The sequence below is a fragment of the Bacteroides sp. AM23-12 genome (assembly GCF_003434395.1).
In the GTDB taxonomy this organism is placed as follows: Bacteria; Bacteroidota; Bacteroidia; order Bacteroidales; family Bacteroidaceae; genus Bacteroides; species Bacteroides thetaiotaomicron.
The window spans coordinates 2,987-25,057 of sequence record NZ_QTLF01000033.1; the positions used below are offsets into that span (position 1 = coordinate 2,987).

Genomic DNA, 22,071 nt, shown 5'->3' on the forward strand with positions numbered 1-22,071 from the left:
CGCTTCTTTTTATAAGGTTACTTCTTTTGTGGAAGTATCTCTATCCAGTAGTCATCCGGGTCGTTGATAAAATAAAGCCCCATGGCTGTATTCTCAAAACAGACACAATTCATTTCTTTGTGATATTGCCGTACGGCGTTATAGTCGCCGGCTACACGAAAGCATAAATGACTTTCGTTTTCTCCCAGTTCATAGGGGGAGGTATGATCTTTCAGCCAGGTCAGTTCCAGTAGGAAGCCGGTTTCGTTGTCCGTCAGGTAGACCAGGATGAAAGAACCGTCGGAAGCTTCCTTCCGACTATGTTCTTTTAAGCCAAGCGCTTTTTCATAAAAAGCAATGCTTCGCTCCAGATTCGTTACATTGATATTAAAGTGATCAAATCTACTTTTAATTTCCATGATTGCTATCTTGTTATTTTTTCATCAATAGCTTCACGATTTCTCCGACATACGTACGGGGTTGTCCGGCTTGCGGAGTCGTTTGTGAAGGCAGTTTCTTACATTCGATAACAGCCGAAGGGGTCGTTTGGTTCGGAGCGTATAGTTTCAGTGTATAAGTTTCTGCTTTTTCTATCGCTTCGTAGGGCTGATCGGCAGAAAGTGTGCAATAAGCTACGGCTTTACCGTTTTGATAACCCAGTGCGCCGCCTGCGTTGGCTGTCATATTGGTCATGTTGAATTCATCTTTGCCGATAGAGATCACCAGTTTTCCATTGCCCATCAATGCGTATACATCGCCCGGAATCTGCTTCAGATCGATTTCTGTATATCCTGGCATATCTGCTGAAGCCTTGCCGACAGGAGTTGCAGGAGTTAAAGTAGCAGCAGGAGTAGTTGTCTGATCTGCTTCTGCAGTGGTAACTTTACCGCCCTGACCAATCACCAGCGGACCTGCAGCAGCAACGATAGACGGCTTCTGTGCTTCTTCTTCTTTTTTCTTTTTCTCAGACTTCGGACGAGTATCGGGAGCACCGAAGGCTACAGCTACATCCATAAAGATGTCATCGGCAAAGTCTACCGTTTTTCTGCGCCATTTAGCCAAGCCGCGTACCAGTTTGGTTTTAGCTTTGTTCAGTGCATATTCATCTGTAATCCATTCTTCTGCTTTGTATTTTTCTGTTTCGCGGTAGGTGAAACGGATTTTTTCCAGTTCTACCAAGCAACTGCCCGGTTTGCAGGTAACAGTGATCTGATAATTGACCCAAGTGCGGTCCAATGACAGGGCGCTGGAGTAAAATGTGATCCATTCTTCACCTACACCGGCGATGGTTCCTTGTGCTTCATCGCTGAAAACGACGCGGCTGTCCGGATTATTGTTTTCTTTCAGACGTTCGTTCATCCACTTCATGACAGTGTCGTAGATCTGCTTCTGACTCATTCCGGGAATCTGGAATTCCTTGGAAAATACTACTTTACCATCTACTACAGGAACAGCTCCCGCAAGGTATCTGGTATCATCTCTTTTTTCTTTGTGCGATTCGGCTCTCATTGCCATTGGCAGGCATGTGAGAAGCATGGTAAGAAACAGGATTGTTAACTTATTCATAATTATTATTGTGTTTATTTGGTTATTTCAAAACTTTCGCCCCGATGGGTGATGCTGACAAACCGGCATCCTGCATTTTCGGCAAAATCACGGAGGGCATTTCCGCCTTCGTAGTCTTCACTGAAGTGCATGGGTACAAATATAGTAGTTTTTATTTGTTCGATGAACTGTTTTGCACCTTTCATATAATCTTTTCCCATCCTGCGGTCCACTGGGAACAGCGCTAAATCGATCTTCGGTGCTTTTTCTTTTAAATATTTAACTTCTGCAAGGAAGTCTCCGTTGGCTTTTCGTATCTCCGCTTCGGTAGATTCTTCACTCCAGTGCCAGTTGTTCAGATCGCCTGCATGGAAGATGTTCCAGTCTTGCAGATGGATCAGGTACGAACTGCCGACATCGGTCGAGCCGAATGCTTCGATGCGGATCGTCTCGTCTTCGTAGGTTTCTCCTTTTTTAATATAAGTAGCGTTTTCGGGCTTTCCACGATGGCTTTTCAGAATATCTTTGGAGAAAATGTACCGGATGTCGGGACGTGCTTCTTTCCACGTCAGTATTTCACGGTTGAAGTGGTCGGGGTGAAAGTGAGTGGCCAATACATAGAGTTTACCCGGTCTTTGCAGGAGGTAGTCATGTACGATTCCCCGGTTATGTTCAGTTTCCGAAGAATCTTTGTAATAATCGATGATGACGGTCACACCTTCTGCTTCGATGGCAAAACCGCTATGATAAATATAATCCAGTGTCATGAGCTGATTATTTTTACAGTTGCAATATTACGTATTCTAGTTGGAGTTGGCAAGAAAAATCAGTGAAATCAGGGAGAAAGTCGATTGATTTCCCATTTTCCATCCGTCTTTAGGGTATACAGGAAGCGATCGTGTAACCGGTTGGGGCGTCCTTGCCAAAACTCCATCCGGGTAGGAGTGACGGCATATCCGCCCCAGTTGTCAGGGCGTTCCACTTCTTTTCCCAGCCATCGGGCAGCTTCTTTAACGAAAGCGCGTATCAGTTGCATCCGGCTTGCGATAGGCTGGCTTTGTGGAGAGATACGTGCACCGATGCGGCTTTTATAAGGGCGCTTTCGGAAATATTCGTCCGATTCCTCCGGAGAAACTTTCGCGGCAGTACCTTCGATGTGTACTTGCCTTTCAAGTTCATGCCAGACAAAGGAAAGTGAAATGTACGGATTTTGTGCCAGTTGCCTTCCTTTGCGGCTTTCGTAGTTGGTATAGAAGATAAACTTTCCGTCATGCAGTCCTTTCAGCAGTACGGTACGGGTCGAGGGTCTGCCTTCGGGAGATACGGTACCTACAATGATGGCGGTCGGTTCTTCTACGTTTGCGTCGATGGCTTCCTGTAGCCAGCGGCTGAAAAGTGAAAGCGGGTCGCAGGGAAGTTCGCTTTCCCTTAACCCGCTTTTGGTATATTCTTGCCGGATATCAGCTATATTCTTCATTCATTCAAGATTCATGATTTCTAATTCCAAATTTCTACATCGGTACTTCTATCAATAAGATATGTGAGTCCTTCAATGTTTCGAGTTCGAAACTTTTCGTATCATAGACGCCCATTCCGTCGCGACGTTTCAGTACTTCTCCGTCTACTACGATTTCTCCTTCAATCAGGAAAATGTATACGCCGCCATGACTTTGGTGCAAGTGATAACCGAGTTTCTTTCCGGCTTCCACCTTTCCGATAGAAAACCAGGTGTCTTGTAGAAGTGAAGCGGGAGTACTGCCGTCGGGCGATACAATCACTGCCAGTTCGTTCGGTCGTTCCAGCTCTTTGATGCTAAAATCCTTGTAGACAGGATGCGTATTCCGTTCTCTCGGCATAATCCATATTTGTAGGAATTCTACCGGCTCTACAGGGCTGGCATTCACTTCACTGTGGAAAATACCCGTTCCGGCACTCATCGTCTGAATCTCTCCGACAGTGATGATACGGCTGTTTTTCTTGCTGTCACCATGTTGCAGATGTCCTTTCAATGGAATGGAGATAATCTCCATATTTTTATGCGGATGGGTTTGGAACCCTTCTCCGGGGGCGACTTTGTCGTCATTCAATACGCGGAGGGCACCGAAGTTGATACGGTCAGAATCGAAGTATTCGTCGAAACTGAAGGTATGGTAACTATCCAGCCAGTCATATTGGGAATGTCCTCTTGTATCTGCTTTATGTATTACTTTCTTCATAATTTTCTCCTTTTCTAATTGTTTATATACTTCTGTAACAAGGGAAGTCAGGTAAAGGTTCTATCTCTTCACTTCATTTAGCAAAGGCTTGTGGTTGATGAAATCCTTGATATTCTGAAGTGTGGTCATGGCGATATTTCCCATTGCTTCACGTGTGAAAAAGGCTTGATGCGAAGTGACAATCACATTGTTAAATGAGAGCAGACGGGCAAGCACGTCGTCGTCGATGATGCGGTCGGACTGGTCTTCGTAGAAATATTCGCTTTCTTCCTCGTACACATCCAATCCGGCAGAACCGATTTTCTTGTTTTTTAAGCCTTCGATCAGGGCATTGGTGTGAATCAATTGTCCACGACCGGTATTGATGATCATGACTCCGTCTTTCATTTTGCTGATGGAGTAGTCATTGATCAGATATTTGGTGGCTTCGGTAAGCGGGCAATGCAGGGAAATAATGTCGGAACTATGGTACAATTCGTCCAAAGAAGTATAAACGATTTGTTCTTCCCTGGCAAAGTTGTAGTCGGGATAAAGGTCATAAGCCAGTATATTCATTCCGAATCCCTTTAAGATATGAATCAGAATTTTGGCGATTTTTCCTGTACCGATGATACCTGCCGTCTTACCGTGCATGTCGAATCCCATCAGACCGTGAAGGGAAAAGTTTCCGTCTTTTGTACGCCACGAAGCGCGTGGAATCTTTCGGTTGAGAGAGAGCATGAGTGCTACGGTATATTCGGCAACGGCATAAGGCGAATATGCAGGAACCCGTACAACGGTGATTCCGGCAGTGGCGGCAGCGTTCAGGTCTACATTATTGAATCCTGCACATCGGAGTGCCAGTAGTTTTACTCCGTTGGCTGCCATAGCATGAATGACTTCTGCATCGGCCGTATCGTTGACAAAGATACAGACCGCGTCTACTCCTTGCGTCAATAGCACGTTATTCTTATTCAGATGTCCTTTATAATAACGGAATTCAAATCCGAACTCTTTGTTTTTATCGTTGAAAGAAGCTTCGTCATAAGGCTTTGTTCCGAAAAATGCAATTGTATAGGCCATAATATTTTCTGTTTTTATTCTTATTAATAAACGTAAAAACAGGGTGGTTTGTTTATCTTTACCTCCGCTCAGAATGTGGATTGTTTCATTAGAAACAGTTTTTATTTTCAATTAAAATGAGCCGGTAAGCGAAAATAAGTGCACAAACATGTGTTGCGTGTGCAGGAATGTTGTATCTTTGCGCCCGAATTAATTTAAAAAAGATTTAGATGAGAAAAAATTTCTTGATTGGATTTGTAATGTTAATCGTTTCAATTCCAACTTTTGCCGGAGATTATCTAACTAATACGAATCAGAATGCTGCTTTCTTGCGCATGATAGCCCGCGGCGCTTCCATTGATATTGATGGAGTTTATAGTAATCCTGCCGGACTGGCATTCCTTCCCCAAAACGGTTTACAGGTAGCACTGACTATTCAGAGTGCATATCAGACCCGTGATATTGCTGCTACAAGTCCTTTGTGGACTATGGATGGACAGACTTCCGTGCGCAATTATGAAGGAAAAGCTTCGGCTCCCGTTATCCCTTCTGTCCATGCTGTATATAAGAATGGTGACTGGGCATTTTCCGGTAGTTTCGCTATCGTTGGTGGTGGTGGAAAAGCTTCTTTCAATACAGGTTTGCCTATGTTTGATGCAGCTGCTATCGGCTTGGTAAATTCTACAAGTGATATGTTGAAACCTAATATGTACAATATCAATTCAGCCATGGAAGGTCGTCAATATATTTATGGTTTGCAGTTAGGGGCAAGCTATAAGATTAATGAACACTTTTCAGTTTTTGCCGGAGCCCGTATGAATTACTTTACAGGTGGATATAAAGGTTTTCTGAATATTGCCTTGAAAGAAGGAGTAGCAGGACAGATCGGTGCTGCTATAGTACAACAAATTATGGGGGCTAATCCTAATTTGAGTTTAGAACAGGCACAGCAGATTGCACAAGAACAATCTGCACCTATGCTTCAGAAACTGAATGATACGAAGCTTGAACTGGATTGTGACCAGACAGGTTGGGGATTGACGCCGATTATCGGTGTAGACGCTAAGTTCGGTAAGTTGAATTTGGCTGCGAAGTATGAGTTCAAAGCTAATATGAATATTGAGAACAATACACATAAATTGGAATTTCCGGATGCTGCTGCTGCCTATATGGCACCTTATCAGCATGGTGTGAATACTCCAAGTGACCTCCCTTCTATGTTATCTGTAGCAGCAAGTTATGAATTCTTGCCTTCTCTTCGTGCTTCAGTAGAGTATCATTTCTTTGATGACAAGAATGCAGGTATGGCTGATAACAAGCAGAAGACATTGAAACATGGAACACACGAATACCTGGCTGGTGTAGAATGGGATATAAACAAAATATTCACAGTCAGTGGTGGTTATCAGAAAACTGATTATGGATTGAGCGATGCTTTCCAGACAGACACAAGTTTCTCTTGTGATTCTTATTCAGTCGGTTTGGGCGGTCGTATTAATCTTAGTAAGGCGTTAAGTTTAGATGTTGCTTATTTCTGGACTACCTACAGCGATTATACCAAAGAAAATCCACGTGGCTTGGATGGGGCTATGGCTTCAATGGATAAAGATGTTTATAGTCGTACAAACAAAGTGTTTGGTGTAAGTGTAAACTATAAGTTCTAATATTAATCCGCTACGATTTTATATTAAAGAAGCCGTCTCGAACATTGTTCAGAGGCGGCTTCTCATATTATATATACCTAATATTATATATGTAATAGATTAGAAAGAATATTGTACCAGCATATTCAGCCGATTGGCATGGCGGGTAGAAGAGTTGAAATCAGTGCGCCATCCTCTCAGATATTCAACACCTACTTGCATATTGCTAGTCACATTCCAGAAAGCATTTGCTACGAAATACTGTCCTTTTCGGTATGCTTCCGGATTATCACTCGGATAGTTGTTTTCAGAGTAAAGTCTGGATAAGCTGTATGTACCGGATACAAAGATATTCGGGCAAATATTATATTGCAACCCCGCATACCAGCCCAGCATCGGAAGAACCTGCATCTTGCCTTCATTATCCGGATCGGGAACGATGTCCACATTCAGATTACTTAAGTCGTTCAGATAAGAACCAATTCCTTTTCCATAATTAAACTGTCCGAACACTTGCCACTTCTTGGTTACATTAAAGGTGGTAGATGCTTGCAGGCCAAATCCGGTAGTCGAAAAAGCCTTGTCGTGCACATTACTTGAATAAGTCATGCTGCGTACGATTGCACCCAACTTAATATGACTGTTACTATTCCAGTTATACTGTGCAGAAGCTGCAAAATCCGGCATTCGTTGCGTGTTGATAGATACATCGCTATTCGTTGTACCGTCTACCGAAGGCATTTCCATGGCAACGCCGAATCTCCAGTTTTTCAGTTTATCGCACATATAACTCAGTTGAGTGGTACGATAGAAAGCGGAACCGTTCGGACCGGCAAAGTCAATTGTTGCGGGCAGAGCCGAAAGGTCCATGAATGAACCGTAGCTGTATCCGATGGTAAATCCTAAGAACTGCGCATACGCATTTTGAAGTTCAAACGTCTTCCCATCTCCACGGAAGTTTCCGGCGGTATACACCACGAAGTCGCCCAGATGCTTGGTTCGTCCTACCAATTTCAGGAATAGGGTAGAAGTGGTGATGTCCATCTGAAATTGATTCTTGGCAAAATTTCCCTTTCCGGGCTGTCCGATCAATGCCGGATAGAAATCCACATCGTCAACGATGCCGTTGAAATCATACTCTGCCGTCGCACGTACGTAGCCGCCGATACCAAGGGCGAATTTCCCTTTCTGATCCGTCAGAAGGAAGCGGGGAGCATTCGGGTCGTGAAAACGCATCTGAGAGCGGTCGTTCATGATTCGGATGATTTCATCTCCGGCCTTGTCCCTGGAGACGAACATGATGGAATTCGGTTCCTCATCCTCGATGACTACTTTCTTTTGCGCATGAGCACAGACGGGGAAAATTCCGATCCCCAGTAGCATAGCTACCATTTTAAAGCTTGTTTTCATTATCAGTTAAGTTTTAGGTGAATGCCCAATGAACAACTAAAAAAAGAAATGGTTGAGAGGGGCTAAGGAAAAATTGCCAAACTTATCGGAAGAATTGCTATTTATAATCGTTCTAAAAAAGCGGATCTTTGTATCGTACTAATTAGATAAATAAAATACGAGAATGGAAAAAGTGGATTTTACTCAAGGAATATTGGCGATGGAGTCAGACCTGCATCGTTTCGCATATAAGTTGACTTCAGACCGTGATTCTGCCAACGACTTAGTTCAGGATTGTGTATTGCAGGCATTGGATAATCATGAGAAATTTACGCATGCCAAAAATCTGAAAGGATGGATGTTTACCATCATGCGTAATATCTTTGTCAACAACTACCGGCGCACGGTCCGTGAAATGAATTTGATCGATGATACCTATTCCATCAATCAGCAAAGTTTGATAGAAGATGAAGAAGGCGACCGTTTCGAGTTTGCTTATGACATGAAGCAGCTGTATAGAGTGATCCATTCCATCCCCGAAGATATGAAAGTTCCTTTCCAGATGTTTGTAGCTGGATTTAAATACAGGGAAATTGCCGAAAAATTAGGATTGCCGATGGGGACGGTAAAGAGCCGACTTTTCTTTATCCGCAAGCGTCTGAAAGAAGAATTGAAAGACTTCTCCTGATGCAACTTTCTAATTGAGTGATGTGTTTTAAGGTCAAAGTGAAGCCTTCCTGTCAAAATACGACGAATGACAGGAAGGCTTATTTAATTTGAAATATTCTTCCGAAATACTTGGTTTATAAAATAAACCTATTTATATTTGCATCGAGTAAGAGAGATGCGCAGCTCCTTACTTTTTTTAATCCATATATGGTTTATAAAATAAACTAATTAAATCGTATCAACTAATTGATTGGAGGAAAGTAAAAGATGAAACGCTTGTTATTCATTGCTTTAGGGATTATTTGTTACCACGTTGTTACTTTTGCACAAGAAGTAAAAGTAGAAGTGCGGGGTATTCGTAGTGCAAAAGGCGCTATTATGGTCATGGCACAACAGGATTCGGAATCGAAGCCGGTATATGCGATGGCTACTGCTGTTAAAGATACAGTGACTGTTGTTCTAAAAGATGTTCCATGGGAAAAGTTTTTAATCTCTCTTTTCCATGATGAGAACGGAAACTGGGAATTGGACATGAATGAACAGGGGATACCGGTAGAAGGGTATGCCCGGGAAAAATGCAAGAAAGAGGCGGATGCTTCGGCTACCGTTAAAATGAAGATGTATTATCCGGTAAATGACTAACAGTATGCGATACCTGATATTTCTGATATTGACCGGTTTTACCGGAGTTACTGCTTGGGGGCAGACTTCGACGGCTGCCCGGCCGATGGCTGTGAATGATACTTTGGCAGAAGATTCCACTTATGCTTTGCAGGAAGTGGTGGTACGGACAAGTCCTGTGAAACGGAAAGCAGACCGTTTTATCCTGTCCGTCCCTCCTGCACAGAACAAAGACGGAGTCGAACTCCTTCAACAAGCGCCCGGAGTATGGTTGTCCGACGAGCGGATTTCCATCAATGGTTCTTCCGGCACGAAGGTGTTTGTAGATAATAGGGAGATAAAACTTACCGGAGAGATGCTGATAGGCTATCTCCGTTCTTTGAAATCGGACGATATTGCCCGCGTTGAAGTGCTTCCAATGGCGGGAGCCGATAAGGATGCCGATGCTCAGGGAGGTGCTATACATATTATAATGAGACGTCATACGGACAAAGGATTTCAGGGAAATCTTTCTATGAATGCTTCTTTTGCCTCTTCCTTGCAATCTTATCAGCCTAGCGGTAGCTTGAATTATCATAGTGGGAAGTGGGATACCTATGGATTTGCTTCCGGCACTTTGGTTCCTCAGAATAAAGGAGATTTGTACGTTACCCGTGATTATGTAGCGGGAGATAAAGGTTTTTCCAGTCTGACCCGTATGAAGCAGCCTTCGCGTTACGGGACGATTCGGATGGGAACAGTTTATACGATGGACTCTTCCAATAGTCTGGGAGTAGAGCTGGAGTATGTTCGTCGCGGATACATCTGGCCGTCTCAGAGTTACTCTACTCTGTCGGTAGGACCGCTGGATATGGAAAGTCAGGGTGTGTATCGTCAGAAAGAGACTTACAATATGTATACAGCTACTGCCAACTATATACATAAACTGGATAAGGACGGTTCGGTGCTGAAGCTTGTCACCGACTATATCTCTAAAGATCTGCATGGCAGAAATCAGTATCAAATTTTTCAGGAGATAGGTGCTCTAAATAAAGATACCGTTTACCGTTCCCGCTCTAATGCCACTTATCAGATCGCAACTGCCGATCTGTCGTGGAAACAACAGTTACATAAGAAATCGTTTTTCCAGGTAGGAATGAAATATACCTATACGGGAATGAAAGATGATGCCTGTTACGAAGGGCTGGAGCCTGACGAAAGTTGGAAGCCCAATGTTGCTTATGGATATGAACTCGATTATCACGAGAATATCGGTGCTTTATACGGAACTTATTCTCTGGATATGAAAAGAGGATCTGTTCATATTGGACTTCGGGGAGAATATACGCAAACCTCCAATGAAACAGAACGTCGGACGAGAAAATACTGGGATTGGTTTCCACATATCGACGGAAATTTCTATTTTGATGAAATTCACAAGTGGATGCTTATCGGTCAGTATGGACGCTATATAGAACGTCCGACTTTTTCGGCTCTCAACCCGAACCGGATTCAGACTTCCGAATATAGTTATCTGATAGGCAACCCGATGTTGCGTCCTACTTATATTAATAAATTCAGTATTACGCTGGTCTATAACTTCCGGTATACATTGACTGTTGGCGGCAATTTGCACCATGATCTGATCCGTCAGTTTGGTAAAGAAGATGCGGAGAATTCGGATATATCATATGTCATCAATGAGAATCACAATCGTGAGAACCATTGGTTCGTAGCCATCACTGCTCCCTGGCAGCCGCTCAATTGGCTGAATCTGAATGCCAGCTTTATCGGAGTGAGGCAAGATATCCGCATGTATCGGGAGGACGATTACTTTGGGCACTTCCTTTATTTCGCCAATGCTAATGCTACGGTCCTTTTACCGTCAGACTATTCGTTGGAAGCACAATATAATGGAGTTAGCCGGTTGTATTCCGGTAATAGCGGGATCGATCCTCGTCATACATTCAACCTGCACCTGCGCAAAAAATGGAAAGACGGGCGTTGTGTAGCTACTTTGGGGGTAGACAATATCTTCAACCGATATAATTCTTATTTCAGCAATGTACCGAGTTATTCATCGCAGAATCGTTTTGAACTGGCTTCGAGCGGAAGACTGATGAAACTCACATTTACCTGGAATTTCAATCATGGAAAGAAATCGGGTGCGGTGACTGTAGAAAAGAAATCGGCAAGTGAAAGAAGCCGTATCGAAGGAAAATAGACAAGGATTTTTGGTTTATTACGTAAACAATATTATTTTTGAAACAAAATTGATAGAATATGGAAGACAAGAGAATTTCAGAGAAAGAGAGTTTGGAACTGATTGCCCGCATGATTCGGGAGACGCAGGACCATACAGCCCGTTATGCAGCCTACCCATTATTGATATGGGGATATACTACTGTGGCTATATCACTTTTGGTATGGTACTTTTATTTGCAGACGGGAGTGTGGCAGATCAATTTTCTCTGGTTTGCTTTGCCTGTCATTGCCGGACCGCTGACTATCTTTTTTAATAGGAAAGACAAGAATAAGGGAGCAAAAAATTACATAGACCGGGTGACTGGTCAGATATGGGCTGTGTTTGGAGTAGTAGGTTTTTGTCTGTCTTGCATGGCATTTGTTGTCCGTATTGATATTCTGTTTGTAATTTCCTTATTGATGGGGATGGGGGCTACTCTTACGGGGTTGGTATGTAAGTACAAGCCGCTTAGTATAGCAGGGATGATTGGTATCGCCCTTTCTTTTTCCATGCTTTTTATTCATGGAAGCGGGGTATATCTGGTGTTTGCCGCCATCTTTATAGTGATGATGATTGTCCCCGGACATATTATGAATAAACAGATGAAGAAGCAATGTTTAAAGAACTGAATCCTATCTTGCATTCACAGCTTCGCTTGGCTATAATGTCGATTCTGCTGACGGTGGAGGAGGCTGAGTTCGTCTACTTGAAAGAGAAGACCCAGTCGACAGCGGGAAACCTCAGTGTGCAGTTGGATAAGCTGAGTGAAGCCGGATATATCGAGGTGGAAAAAAGCTTTGTAGGCAAAAGGCCGCGTACTGCCTGCCGGATCACTGCCGGAGGCAGGAAAGCGATGGAGGAATATGTGGAGACGCTGAAGGAGTATCTTTCGGGGTTGTAGTTCATGCCCCGAATAAAGTTATCGGATAACTTTGCCTTCTCGCTTTTTTCTTCTACCTTTGCACCCCGAAACAAGTAAAAAGATGTATGATGCCGTGAATAGCGGTCGTGTATTCTAGAACACCACGTAAAAAACAGGAGTTATGAAAGAAAAAGTATCAGTACCTTTTATGTTGCTGGGCATTCTCTTCAATGTATGCCTCATTGCAGCCAATCTTCTTGAAACGAAAGTAATTCAGGTCGGCAGCCTGACTGTCACAGCCGGATTATTGGTTTTTCCTATTTCTTATATCATTAATGATTGTATCGCCGAAGTTTGGGGATTCAAGAAAGCACGTCTTATTATCTGGAGTGGTTTTGCCATGAACTTCTTTGTGGTAGGGCTTGGCTTGATAGCTGTTGCGATACCTGCTGCTCCGTTCTGGGAAGGCGAAGAGCATTTCGATTTTGTATTCGGTATGGCTCCCCGCATCGTAGCAGCCAGTTTGATGGCTTTCCTTGTCGGTTCATTCCTGAATGCGTATGTGATGAGTAAGATGAAGATTGCCAGTCAGGGGCGGAACTTCTCTGCCCGGGCTATTCTCTCAACGATTGTCGGCGAGACTGCCGATTCGTTGATTTTCTTCCCGATAGCTTTCGGAGGCATCATTGCCTGGAAAGAACTGCTTATCATGATGGGACTTCAGATCGTACTGAAATCTATGTACGAAGTTATCATCCTTCCGGTGACTATCCGCGTAGTGAAAGTGATTAAGAAGATAGACGGCAGCGACGTATACGATACCAATATTTCCTATAACGTGCTGAAAATCAAAGATGTTTAATGAAACGACTTCTTCCGGCCTGCTTCGAGGGCTGAGAATATAAAGAGAATTTTATGATGAACAGAGAGACTGTATTGGTTGTGTTCAGTGGCGGACAGGATTCTACCACTTGCCTCTTTTGGGCGAAACGCAACTTTAAAAAAGTATACGCTTTGAGTTTCCTTTATGGTCAGAAGCACCAGAAAGAAGTGGAACTCGCCAGAGAAATAGCCCGAAAGGCAGAAGTGGAATTTGATGTGATGGATGTGTCTTTCATAGGAACATTGGGACATAATTCGTTGACTGACACCACGATGGTAATGGATCAGGAAAAGCCCGCAGGCAGCGTCCCCAATACTTTTGTTCCAGGACGTAATCTGTTTTTCCTGAGTATTGCTGCGGTATATGCCCGCGAACGTGGCATCAACCATTTGGTGACGGGAGTTTCTCAGACTGACTTTAGCGGCTATCCCGATTGCCGGGACGCGTTTATTAAGTCTTTGAATGTGACATTAAACCTGGCAATGGATGAACAATTCGTGATTCATACCCCTCTGATGTGGATTGATAAAGCAGAAACTTGGGCTTTGGCAGATGAATTGGGAGTACTGGATTTGATCCGTAACGAGACTTTGACATGCTATAATGGCATTCAGGGGGATGGCTGCGGGCATTGTCCCGCCTGTACGCTGCGTCGTGAGGGGCTGGAGAAGTATTTAAAAAAGAAGAATCAATAATATCTCTACATAGAGACTAAAAACGTGTTTTTTATTGTCACTTGTCACTTTTGAAGATTAACTCCTTGATTACGAATGAATAAAGGGTGATAATAGATGGTGATAATAGGGTGATAATAACCGATGAATGCTTTTTTATTGTCACCTTTATTGTTGCTGACAGCTGCTTGCCATTCTATTATTGGTGTTCGTTTCATTTCGGGATGTGCAAGGGTAAAGAAGTCATTGCTGGTTGTTTCAAGAAGTTTCAAGCGGTTGAAACTTTGGTTCCATAGGTTTGAAACCTTAGTTCCATAGGCTTGAAACTTTAGTTTCTATTACTTGAAACCATAGTTTCATACGCTCGAAACTTTTAGTTTCAAGGCTTTGAAACTAGAGTTCCATCATAGTGAAACACTTCATTCCTTTATAGGAAACGACTAAAAGCAACGGTCGTTTTGATAATAGGAGTACCGGATGATAATAGGAATACCGGATGGTGAAAGATGAAAGATCGGTGAAAGATTGCAATAATCAATCTTTCACCGCTGAACCATCGATGGATAAGCCGTTTCAGAGAATATGGTGACAGGTGAAAGATGTTTTGCGTTTTTTTCTATATGAAGAGAGTTTAAAACTATATTAAACAATGGCTGAATTAAAAGACCAACTTTCCTTATTAGGAAGAAAAACGGAGTATAAACAAGACTATGCTCCTGAAGTATTGGAGGCTTTCGATAATAAGCATCCGGAAAATGATTACTGGGTACGTTTCAACTGTCCCGAATTTACAAGCCTGTGCCCCATAACCGGACAACCTGACTTTGCAGAAATACGTATCAGCTACATCCCCGACATTAAGATGGTGGAAAGCAAGAGTTTGAAACTTTATCTGTTCAGCTTCCGTAATCATGGTGCATTTCATGAAGACTGTGTGAACATCATCATGAAAGATCTGATAAAACTGATGAATCCCAAATATATCGAAGTGACAGGTATATTTACTCCTCGTGGTGGTATTTCGATTTATCCGTATGCCAATTATGGCCGTCCGGGAACGAAGTTCGAACAGATGGCAGAGCACCGGTTGATGAATCGGGAATAACCAGATATAAAAATAATAATACGAGCAGAATATGACTCATAATATACCTACTGAATTGCAGAGATACGTGCAGGAAAGGATTATCCCGCAGTATGCCGGCTTTGATAAAGCACATCAGATTGACCATGTGGAAAAAGTGATCGAAGAAAGTCTGAAGCTGGCTCTTCATTATGAAGTCGATTCTGCAATGGTTTATACGGTTGCTGCTTATCACGACTTGGGGTTGTGCGAAGGACGTGAATTTCATCATATCGTTTCGGGGAGAATACTGTTGGCAGATGAAATTTTGCACCGTTGGTTTACCGATGAACAAATGCTGGAGATGAAAGAAGCGATAGAAGATCATCGTGCCTCCAATAAACAGGCTCCGCGAAGTATCTACGGGAAAATAGTGGCTGAGGCAGACCGGATTATTGATCCGGAAATAACACTGCGCCGTACCGTACAGTATGGTTTGTCTCATTATCCGGAGATGGATAAAGAGCATCAGTATGAACGCTTCCGGAAACATCTTGCCGATAAATATGCAGAAGGAGGGTATCTGAAGTTGTGGATACCCCAATCTGATAATGCCGGACGGTTGGCGGAGTTGCGTCAGTTGATGGAAAATGAGGAGGAACTGCGGACCGTATTTGATAAATTATATTTAGCGGAAAACTCAGCAGGATAAGGAGAGTTTGCTGTTGAATGGAGGCATGTTATTCATGATGATACGGCCCTCCATTCAATATCGTCATCGCCCGATAAATCTGTTCCACGAAGATCAGCCGTATCATCTGATGTGAAAACGTCATCTTCGACATTGAAATCTTTTCATTAGCTACCTGATACACCTTCTCCGAAAATCCGTAAGGACCACCGATGATAAATACCAACCGCTTATTCACCGTATTCATCTTCCGCTTCATGTAATCGGCAAATTCGAGTGAACGCATTTCTTTCCCGTGCTCATCGAGCAGTACGATCACATCCCCCGGTTGCAACGCTTTCAATATCAGTTCCCCTTCTTTCTCCTTCTGCTGTTCCATCGAAAGGCTCTTGGTGTTCTTCAGTTCGGGGATCACTTCCATATCAAAAGTGATGAAGCGTTTGGTACGCTGAATATAGTCATTAATAGCTGTAATATAGTGTTGTTCTACGGTTCGTCCAACGACGAGCAAAGTTGTTTTCATGCGTCTGATATTCTGATTCGAGCACAAAAATAGGCATTTTTTATGTTATTCTGCAATTAATGCTTACCTTTGCCTATCATTAGTTGAAAGTTTAAGCCTTTAAACTTCAACCCAAAAGCTTGGATTTATGAAGAAACGAGTGCTTTTAGGAATGGCCTCTTTGCTTCTTTCTGTCTCATTGCTGATGGCGCAGGAGATACCGGCAGGAGTGATTACGGCATTTAAGCGGGGAAGCTCGCAGGAACTGAGTAAGTATATGGGAGACAAGGTAAACCTTGTTCTCCAAGGCAGCTCGGCAAACGTTGACAAGAAGAAAGCAACAGCAATGATGCAAGAGTTTTTCACGGAAAACAAGGTCAACGCATTTGACGTGAATCATCAGGGAAAACGGGATGAATCCAGTTTTGTCATAGGTACGCTGACGACTACAAAAGGGAAATTCCGTGTGAACTGCTTCCTGAAAAAAGTGCAGACTCAATATTTAATACACCAAATAAGAATTGACAAGATCAATGAATAAGGAAAAAGAACTGATCGACAAACTGATCGATCTTGCTTTTGCAGAAGATATAGGTGATGGTGACCATACCACCCTTTCGTGTATTCCCGCTACTGCAATGGGAAAATCAAAACTACTGATCAAAGAAGCCGGTGTACTGGCCGGAATCGAAGTTGCCAAAGAAATCTTCAACCGTTTCGACCCGTCCATGAAAGTGGAAGTGTTTATCAATGACGGCACTGAAGTGAAACCGGGCGACGTAGCTATGATCGTAGAAGGAAAAGTACAATCCTTGCTCCAGACCGAACGCCTGATGCTGAACGTCATGCAGCGTATGAGCGGTATCGCAACCATGACCCGCAAGTATGCCAGACAACTGGAAGGCACTCACACCCGCGTGCTGGATACCCGCAAGACAACTCCGGGGATGCGTATCCTCGAAAAGATGGCAGTCAAAATCGGTGGCGGTGTAAACCATCGTATCGGTCTGTTCGACATGATTCTGCTGAAAGACAATCACGTGGATTTTGCCGGAGGCATCGACAAAGCGATCAACCGTGCCAAGGATTACTGCAAGGAAAAGGGCAAGGACCTGAAGATTGAAATCGAAGTACGCAACTTCGACGAATTGCAGCAAGTGCTTGACTTGGGTGGCGTAGACCGCATCATGTTCGACAACTTTACGCCCGAAATGACTAAGAAGGCAGTCGATATGGTAGCCGGCAAATACGAAACAGAATCTTCCGGCGGTATCACTTTCGATACCCTTCGCGACTATGCCGAATGTGGCGTAGACTTTATCTCTGTAGGAGCTTTGACTCATTCGGTGAAAGGACTTGACATGAGTTTCAAAGCATGCTGAATCTATAAGTGATGAACTGATAATAAATAAACGGTGAACAGTGCTGTTGCTATCGTGCTGCAGCTGTTCACCGTTTATTATTTACGAATCATCATTTCTTTAACTTCTTTTAGCAAAACTCTTTGCAGCATTCCTCAAATACTTGCGTCTAAAGGATAAAAACGGCGCAGACATACGTTCGATTTAAAAAAGACAATTGGCATTGGAAAACGAGATAGAACTGATAAAGGGCTGTCGGGCAGGACAGGATTCAGCCCGAAAGGAACTTTACACCCTCTATGCCAAACAAATGTTGGCGGTATGCTACCGCTATACGGGCGATATGGATGCGGCGCACGATGTACTGCATGACGGTTTCATCAAGATTTTTACCAACTTCTCATTCCGGGGTGAATCCTCGCTTTGTACGTGGATCACACGGGTGATGGTGACACAGTCACTGGACTATCTGAGACGGGAGAAACGAGTCAATCAGTTGGTAGTGCATGAAGAGCAGCTTCCCGACATACCGGATATTTCGTCGTCGGGAGGAGGAGCAGGGATCTCCGAAGAACAATTAATGGCGTTTGTCGCCGAATTGCCGGATGGTTGCCGAACCGTTTTCAACCTTTATGTGTTTGAAGAGAAATCGCACAAGGAGATAGCCGGGATGCTTCACATTAAAGAACATTCGTCTACTTCGCAGTTACACAGAGCCAAGTATTTGTTAGCAAAAAGAATAAAAGAATATAGAAATCATGAAGAAAGAAAATGATGAAATAACCGATCTGTTTCGCACTCGTCTCGCTGATGCCGGGATGACTGTTCGGGATGGCTTTTGGGAAGAGCTTTCGCAGGATATCCCTGTGGCTTGCCAGCATCGCCGTCGGTTGATATTCTTCCGTGTGGCAGCGGCAGCATCTGTGTTGCTGGTATTGGCTGCATCCTCAGCTACTTTCTGGTATCTCTCTCCGAAAGAAGAGATGGAGGAGGCGTTTACCAAAATCGTGGTGGCGAACAGCGGAAGAATGGATGGAGATGGTGTACGCGCTAATCAGTTGCCGACGGCAATGGAACCTGTATTGCCGAAACCGGCACCTAAATCATTCGGATTATTATCGCAGTATCCGGAAGAGGGAGACTCGGTTTCCATTTCCTTCTCCATGTCTTTCTCTTTCTCGGCAACTACCACCACGGGAAATGGCAACCGATACGGCAACCAAGGTCGCAACGGTTATTGGCAGGCGAATAATGGTAACACAGAACCATCCGCCGCACAAGAAGAAAAATATACTACCGGTACACCTGCTCCGGTGGAAAACGTAAAAAAACATCGCTGGGCTTTGAAAGCGCAGATGGGGACGGCACTTCCGGCAGAGGACGGTGCCTACAAGATGCCGATCTCCGCAGGAGTCACTGTAGAGCGGAAACTGAATGACTATCTCGGAATAGAGACCGGACTGCTTTATTCGAATCTGCGCTCGGAAGGACAGCACCTGCATTATCTGGGCATCCCGCTGAAAGCGAATATTACCTTGATGGATACAAAGAAAATCGACCTCTACGCTACGGTAGGCGGAGTGGCGGACAAATGTATAGCCGGTGCGCCGGACAACAGTTTTAAAGAAGAACCTATCCAACTGGCAGTTACTGCCGGTATCGGAATCACTTACAAAATTAATGACCGATTGGCGGTTTTTGCCGAGCCGGGTGTTTCCCATCATTTCAAGACGGATTCGAAACTGGCTACGGTACGCACGAAACGGCCGACTAATTTTAATTTACTTTGCGGACTTCGCATGACGTATTAATCCTTATGAAAATGAAAAAAACACTTATGATGCTGTGGATGGCTGTTAGCCTGATGGTATCCCTGGTGGGATGCAGCAGCGAAGAAATGGACTATGAGAATCCCGATGTAACCGTTTTTGTGAAACAGCTGAAAGCGGGTACCTATAATATGAAGAATGAAAAAGGGGTCGTGGAAGTTCCTCATTTCACTGAAGAGGACATTCCCGAACTATTGAAATATGCGGAAGATCTGACTATTATTCCTTCTTTCCCGTCAGTCTACAATACGAATAACGGTAAAATCCGTTTAGGTGAATGTATGCTTTGGGTGATAGAATCGATCCGTCAGGGAACAGCCCCGTCGTTAGGTTGCAGGATGGTACTGGCGAATGCCGAAAATTACGAAGCCATCTATTTCCTGACCGACGACGAAGTGCTCGACGCGGCAGCCTGCTATCGTCGATGGTGGGAAGGGCGGAAATATCCGAAGACGACCTGGACGATTGATCCGTGCTACGACGAGCCGCTTTGTGGCTCAGGATACCGATGGTGGTAAAAAAAGAAAAATCCTTCGGGGCATAAAAACTAAAAAACATGAGGCAACGTTTATTTGTATCAGCAGTCTTTGTACTGCTGACAGGGGCGTGCTATGCCCAATGGACGAAGGAAGATTCTCTGCGATTGAAGAAATCACTGAAGGAGGGCGAAGAGCTGAAGCTGAATAAGGAAGCCGTCAGACAGATTGATTTGAATGCAGGAGCAGCCAATCCGCGTGTGTATGAGGAGAAACGATGGATGCGTTTTGATGAGTCGCTTCCGCGTGTGATTTCTCCTTCTGCTGTGGTCGAATCGGATACTTTGTACGATAAACGGAGGATAACAGGTGGGAAACTTCCTCTTCAAATGCTTGAAGTGTACAAGCCTGTTTATGCTCACTTGCCATTGGATACATTGAAAATTGCGATGGAGTTTAAGCTCCCTCCCCCCGAAGGAATATCTTTAGGGAATGGAGTAAGAGTGAACGGAGGTACGTTTAGCGGTTTGGATTTACTGCAGGTCTTTACGAGAGAGTTCTGGCAGTTCAGGAAGAAACGAATGCGCACACGTACGATGGGGGTACTTGAGGAATATAGAAAACAGAGGTAGAAAGATGAGTGAATTGATAAAACGTTTGATAACAGCTATGACACTGTGCCTGACAGCTTTGCTGGTACATGCGCAGGAATGGACGAAGGAGGATTCCTTGCGTCTGAGAAAGTTGCTGGACAGTGATCAGGAGCTGAATTTGAATCAGGATGCAGTCAGGCAGATTGATTTCGGCAGCGCTGTCGGTACTCCCCGCATGTCGGTGGAAAAGAAGTGGATGCTGCCCGATGAGTCGCTTCCCGAAGCATTGCCTAAACCGAAAGTGGTATTGAGTCTGATGCCCTATAAGGCAAATACTCCTTGTAATTGGGACCCCGTTTTTCAGAAGAAAATAAGAATGGATAAGAATACCTGGCGTGGAGATCCGCATTACGAAATGCGTCATCAAAGGTCGTACAGCAACTGGGCACGTAATCCGATGGCGGGAGGAGTCCGTAAATCATTGGAGGAGATACGGGCGAGTGGGGTACGTTTCCGTCAGTTGAGTGAACGGGCGAATGGAATGATGGTTAATTCGGTAGTGATGGATAGCCCGATTCCTTTGTTTGGAGGCAGCGGCGTGTACATCAATGGAGGAACTATCGGAGGGCTTGATCTGATGGCGGTTTTCACCAAAAACTTCTGGGATAAAAAAGGAAAAGAACGTCGGGAGCGTACGTTGGAAGTGTTGAGAACCTATGGGGATTCGACGACTGTACTGATCAATCGCCCCATTGAACAGATTGCCCGCTGAAACTGTTTTATTAAATATGGACATGTCTCATGTTCCATGTTATTAGATTAGCACATTGAAAAACGATTAATTTATGAACAGAATTACTTCTCTTTTCGGTATTCAGTATCCTATTATTCAAGGTGGCATGGTGTGGTGTAGCGGATGGCGTCTGGCTTCCGCAGTAAGTAATGCGGGAGGATTGGGACTGCTTGGCGCAGGCTCTATGCATCCGGAGACTCTTCGTGAACATATCCGGAAATGCCGTGCGGCTACAGACCGTCCCTTTGGAGTCAATATTCCCTTGATGTATCCTCAGATTGAAGAAATCATGGCGATTGTTGCCGAAGAGGGCGTCAAGATCGTTTTCACTTCTGCCGGAAATCCTAAAGCATGGACCGGATGGCTACACGAACGTGGTATTATCGTGGCTCATGTCGTTTCCTCTTCCCGTTTCGCGATGAAGTGTGAAGAGGCGGGAGTAGATGCGGTAGTCGCCGAGGGTTTCGAAGCCGGCGGACATAACGGGCGTGAAGAAACTACCACTTTCTGCTTGATTCCTGCGGTACGCAATGCGACCACTTTGCCTTTGATCGCTGCAGGAGGTATCGGTACGGGAGAAGGTATCTTTGCTGCCATGGTGCTGGGAGCAGAAGGGGTACAAATCGGAACTCGTTTTGCGTTGACGGATGAAAGTTCAGCAAGTCCGGTCTTCAAAGAATATTGTCTGGGTTTGGGAGAAGGAGATACTAAATTATTATTGAAGAAACTGGCTCCGACACGTTTGGTACGGAATAATTTCCGGGATGCTGTGGAGAGGGCTGAGGATGGCGGTGCTTCTGCCGAAGAATTGCGGACTCTTCTTGGGAGAGGTCGTGCGAAGAAAGGTATCTTTGAAGGGGATCTGGAAGAAGGCGAACTGGAGATAGGGCAGGTGTCGGCTATTGTTTCCCGTCAGCAGTCAGTAGCGGAAGTCATGAATGAATTGGTGGAGGCTATGCAGCGGGCAGCGGAGAAGAAATATTGGTAAAAAAACAAGTTCCGAAGTAGTGGGTTTGG

Annotated in this window: 27 protein-coding genes; 18 read left to right on the plus strand and 9 right to left on the minus strand. The window is 44.2% G+C overall.

Features of this window, described 5'->3' with window-relative positions:
• Positions 1-17: 17 nt before the first annotated feature.
• The 6 genes from DW640_RS19490 to DW640_RS19515 form a co-directional block, all read right to left on the minus strand.
• Complete coding sequence (locus tag DW640_RS19490) at positions 18-398, minus strand: VOC family protein (RefSeq protein WP_048698209.1); 381 nt, start codon at positions 396-398, stop codon at positions 18-20.
• A 13-nt stretch (positions 399-411) separates the two neighbouring features.
• Entirely contained in the window at positions 412-1,545 is a 1,134-nt protein-coding gene (locus DW640_RS19495) for a DUF4468 domain-containing protein (protein WP_008762149.1), read from the minus strand.
• A 14-nt stretch (positions 1,546-1,559) separates the two neighbouring features.
• Positions 1,560-2,291, minus strand: a complete 732-nt coding sequence (locus tag DW640_RS19500) for an MBL fold metallo-hydrolase (RefSeq protein WP_048698207.1) — start codon at positions 2,289-2,291, stop codon at positions 1,560-1,562.
• Positions 2,292-2,359: 68 nt separating this feature from the next.
• Positions 2,360-3,001 (minus strand): pyridoxamine 5'-phosphate oxidase, encoded by a 642-nt coding sequence (gene pdxH / locus DW640_RS19505; RefSeq protein ID WP_011107871.1) that lies wholly within the window; start codon positions 2,999-3,001, stop codon positions 2,360-2,362.
• A 34-nt stretch (positions 3,002-3,035) separates the two neighbouring features.
• Positions 3,036-3,740 carry a pirin family protein gene (locus DW640_RS19510; RefSeq protein ID WP_008767943.1) on the minus strand — a complete coding sequence of 235 codons (705 nt, stop codon included), beginning with the start codon at positions 3,738-3,740 and terminating at the stop codon, positions 3,036-3,038.
• Positions 3,741-3,800: 60 nt separating this feature from the next.
• Complete coding sequence (locus DW640_RS19515; protein ID WP_008762152.1) at positions 3,801-4,802, minus strand: 2-hydroxyacid dehydrogenase; 1,002 nt, start codon at positions 4,800-4,802, stop codon at positions 3,801-3,803.
• A gap of 209 nt (positions 4,803-5,011) precedes the next feature.
• On the opposite strand from DW640_RS19515, the gene DW640_RS19520 reads away from it, so the two are divergent.
• On the plus strand, positions 5,012-6,445 hold the full coding sequence (locus tag DW640_RS19520; protein WP_011107869.1) for an OmpP1/FadL family transporter: 1,434 nt from the start codon (positions 5,012-5,014) through the stop codon (positions 6,443-6,445).
• 99 nt (positions 6,446-6,544) lie between these two features.
• Here DW640_RS19520 and DW640_RS19525 read toward each other — a convergent pair whose 3' ends face one another.
• Positions 6,545-7,834, minus strand: coding sequence for a DcaP family trimeric outer membrane transporter (locus tag DW640_RS19525; protein WP_008762154.1), 1,290 nt, complete (start codon positions 7,832-7,834; stop codon positions 6,545-6,547).
• 163 nt (positions 7,835-7,997) lie between these two features.
• Between DW640_RS19525 and DW640_RS19530 the strand changes: the two genes are divergently transcribed.
• The 7 genes from DW640_RS19530 to queC all read left to right on the plus strand — a co-directional run bounded on the left by DW640_RS19530 (position 7,998) and on the right by queC (position 13,767).
• The gene (locus DW640_RS19530) at positions 7,998-8,501 is read left to right on the plus strand and encodes an RNA polymerase sigma factor (protein ID WP_008762155.1); all 504 of its coding nucleotides are present in this window, start codon (positions 7,998-8,000) and stop codon (positions 8,499-8,501) included.
• A gap of 248 nt (positions 8,502-8,749) precedes the next feature.
• Positions 8,750-9,124: a DUF2141 domain-containing protein gene (locus DW640_RS19535; RefSeq protein WP_008762156.1), complete on the plus strand. Its 375-nt coding sequence runs from the start codon at positions 8,750-8,752 to the stop codon at positions 9,122-9,124.
• Positions 9,125-9,128: 4 nt separating this feature from the next.
• The gene (locus DW640_RS19540; RefSeq protein WP_117578862.1) at positions 9,129-11,306 is read left to right on the plus strand and encodes an outer membrane beta-barrel family protein; all 2,178 of its coding nucleotides are present in this window, start codon (positions 9,129-9,131) and stop codon (positions 11,304-11,306) included.
• A 59-nt stretch (positions 11,307-11,365) separates the two neighbouring features.
• Positions 11,366-11,956, plus strand: a complete 591-nt coding sequence (locus DW640_RS19545) for a hypothetical protein (protein ID WP_117578853.1) — start codon at positions 11,366-11,368, stop codon at positions 11,954-11,956.
• Entirely contained in the window at positions 11,941-12,228 is a 288-nt protein-coding gene (locus tag DW640_RS19550) for a transcriptional regulator (protein ID WP_008762199.1), read from the plus strand. Before DW640_RS19545 ends, DW640_RS19550 begins: the two co-directional genes overlap by 16 nt.
• Before the next feature lie 142 nt (positions 12,229-12,370).
• On the plus strand, positions 12,371-13,051 hold the full coding sequence (locus tag DW640_RS19555) for a queuosine precursor transporter (RefSeq protein ID WP_117578854.1): 681 nt from the start codon (positions 12,371-12,373) through the stop codon (positions 13,049-13,051).
• A 56-nt stretch (positions 13,052-13,107) separates the two neighbouring features.
• The gene (queC, locus tag DW640_RS19560) at positions 13,108-13,767 is read left to right on the plus strand and encodes a 7-cyano-7-deazaguanine synthase QueC (protein ID WP_055299487.1); all 660 of its coding nucleotides are present in this window, start codon (positions 13,108-13,110) and stop codon (positions 13,765-13,767) included.
• A 44-nt stretch (positions 13,768-13,811) separates the two neighbouring features.
• On the opposite strand, the gene DW640_RS19565 is transcribed toward queC, so the two are convergent.
• Positions 13,812-13,964, minus strand: coding sequence for a hypothetical protein (locus tag DW640_RS19565; RefSeq protein WP_008767948.1), 153 nt, complete (start codon positions 13,962-13,964; stop codon positions 13,812-13,814).
• A gap of 431 nt (positions 13,965-14,395) precedes the next feature.
• Here DW640_RS19565 and queF point away from each other — a divergent pair, with 431 nt between their 5' ends.
• Positions 14,396-14,851 (plus strand): preQ(1) synthase, encoded by a 456-nt coding sequence (queF, locus tag DW640_RS19570; protein ID WP_008762202.1) that lies wholly within the window; start codon positions 14,396-14,398, stop codon positions 14,849-14,851.
• A 31-nt stretch (positions 14,852-14,882) separates the two neighbouring features.
• Positions 14,883-15,521 carry an HD domain-containing protein gene (locus tag DW640_RS19575; protein WP_117578856.1) on the plus strand — a complete coding sequence of 213 codons (639 nt, stop codon included), beginning with the start codon at positions 14,883-14,885 and terminating at the stop codon, positions 15,519-15,521.
• 28 nt (positions 15,522-15,549) lie between these two features.
• Here the strand turns inward: DW640_RS19575 and rlmH are convergent, their stop codons facing one another.
• Entirely contained in the window at positions 15,550-16,023 is a 474-nt protein-coding gene (gene rlmH, locus DW640_RS19580; RefSeq protein ID WP_008762204.1) for a 23S rRNA (pseudouridine(1915)-N(3))-methyltransferase RlmH, read from the minus strand.
• A 127-nt stretch (positions 16,024-16,150) separates the two neighbouring features.
• Here rlmH and DW640_RS19585 point away from each other — a divergent pair, with 127 nt between their 5' ends.
• From DW640_RS19585 to DW640_RS19620, 8 genes are all read left to right on the plus strand, one after another.
• Positions 16,151-16,543, plus strand: coding sequence for a DUF4783 domain-containing protein (locus tag DW640_RS19585; protein ID WP_011107862.1), 393 nt, complete (start codon positions 16,151-16,153; stop codon positions 16,541-16,543).
• Positions 16,536-17,384, plus strand: coding sequence for a carboxylating nicotinate-nucleotide diphosphorylase (gene nadC / locus DW640_RS19590; protein WP_008762206.1), 849 nt, complete (start codon positions 16,536-16,538; stop codon positions 17,382-17,384). Before DW640_RS19585 ends, nadC begins: the two co-directional genes overlap by 8 nt.
• A gap of 202 nt (positions 17,385-17,586) precedes the next feature.
• Entirely contained in the window at positions 17,587-18,138 is a 552-nt protein-coding gene (locus tag DW640_RS19595; RefSeq protein WP_032850560.1) for an RNA polymerase sigma factor, read from the plus strand.
• Entirely contained in the window at positions 18,122-19,174 is a 1,053-nt protein-coding gene (locus tag DW640_RS19600; RefSeq protein ID WP_008762208.1) for an outer membrane beta-barrel protein, read from the plus strand. The genes DW640_RS19595 and DW640_RS19600 overlap by 17 nt, the downstream gene beginning before the upstream one ends.
• Before the next feature lie 11 nt (positions 19,175-19,185).
• Entirely contained in the window at positions 19,186-19,710 is a 525-nt protein-coding gene (locus DW640_RS19605) for a DUF4943 family protein (protein ID WP_008762209.1), read from the plus strand.
• Between the two features lie 38 nt (positions 19,711-19,748).
• Positions 19,749-20,300 carry a DUF4858 domain-containing protein gene (locus tag DW640_RS19610; RefSeq protein WP_008762210.1) on the plus strand — a complete coding sequence of 184 codons (552 nt, stop codon included), beginning with the start codon at positions 19,749-19,751 and terminating at the stop codon, positions 20,298-20,300.
• A gap of 37 nt (positions 20,301-20,337) precedes the next feature.
• Positions 20,338-21,033: a DUF4858 domain-containing protein gene (locus tag DW640_RS19615; RefSeq protein ID WP_008767956.1), complete on the plus strand. Its 696-nt coding sequence runs from the start codon at positions 20,338-20,340 to the stop codon at positions 21,031-21,033.
• A 73-nt stretch (positions 21,034-21,106) separates the two neighbouring features.
• Positions 21,107-22,042: a nitronate monooxygenase family protein gene (locus DW640_RS19620; RefSeq protein WP_008767957.1), complete on the plus strand. Its 936-nt coding sequence runs from the start codon at positions 21,107-21,109 to the stop codon at positions 22,040-22,042.
• The last annotated feature ends 29 nt before the right edge of the window (positions 22,043-22,071 follow it).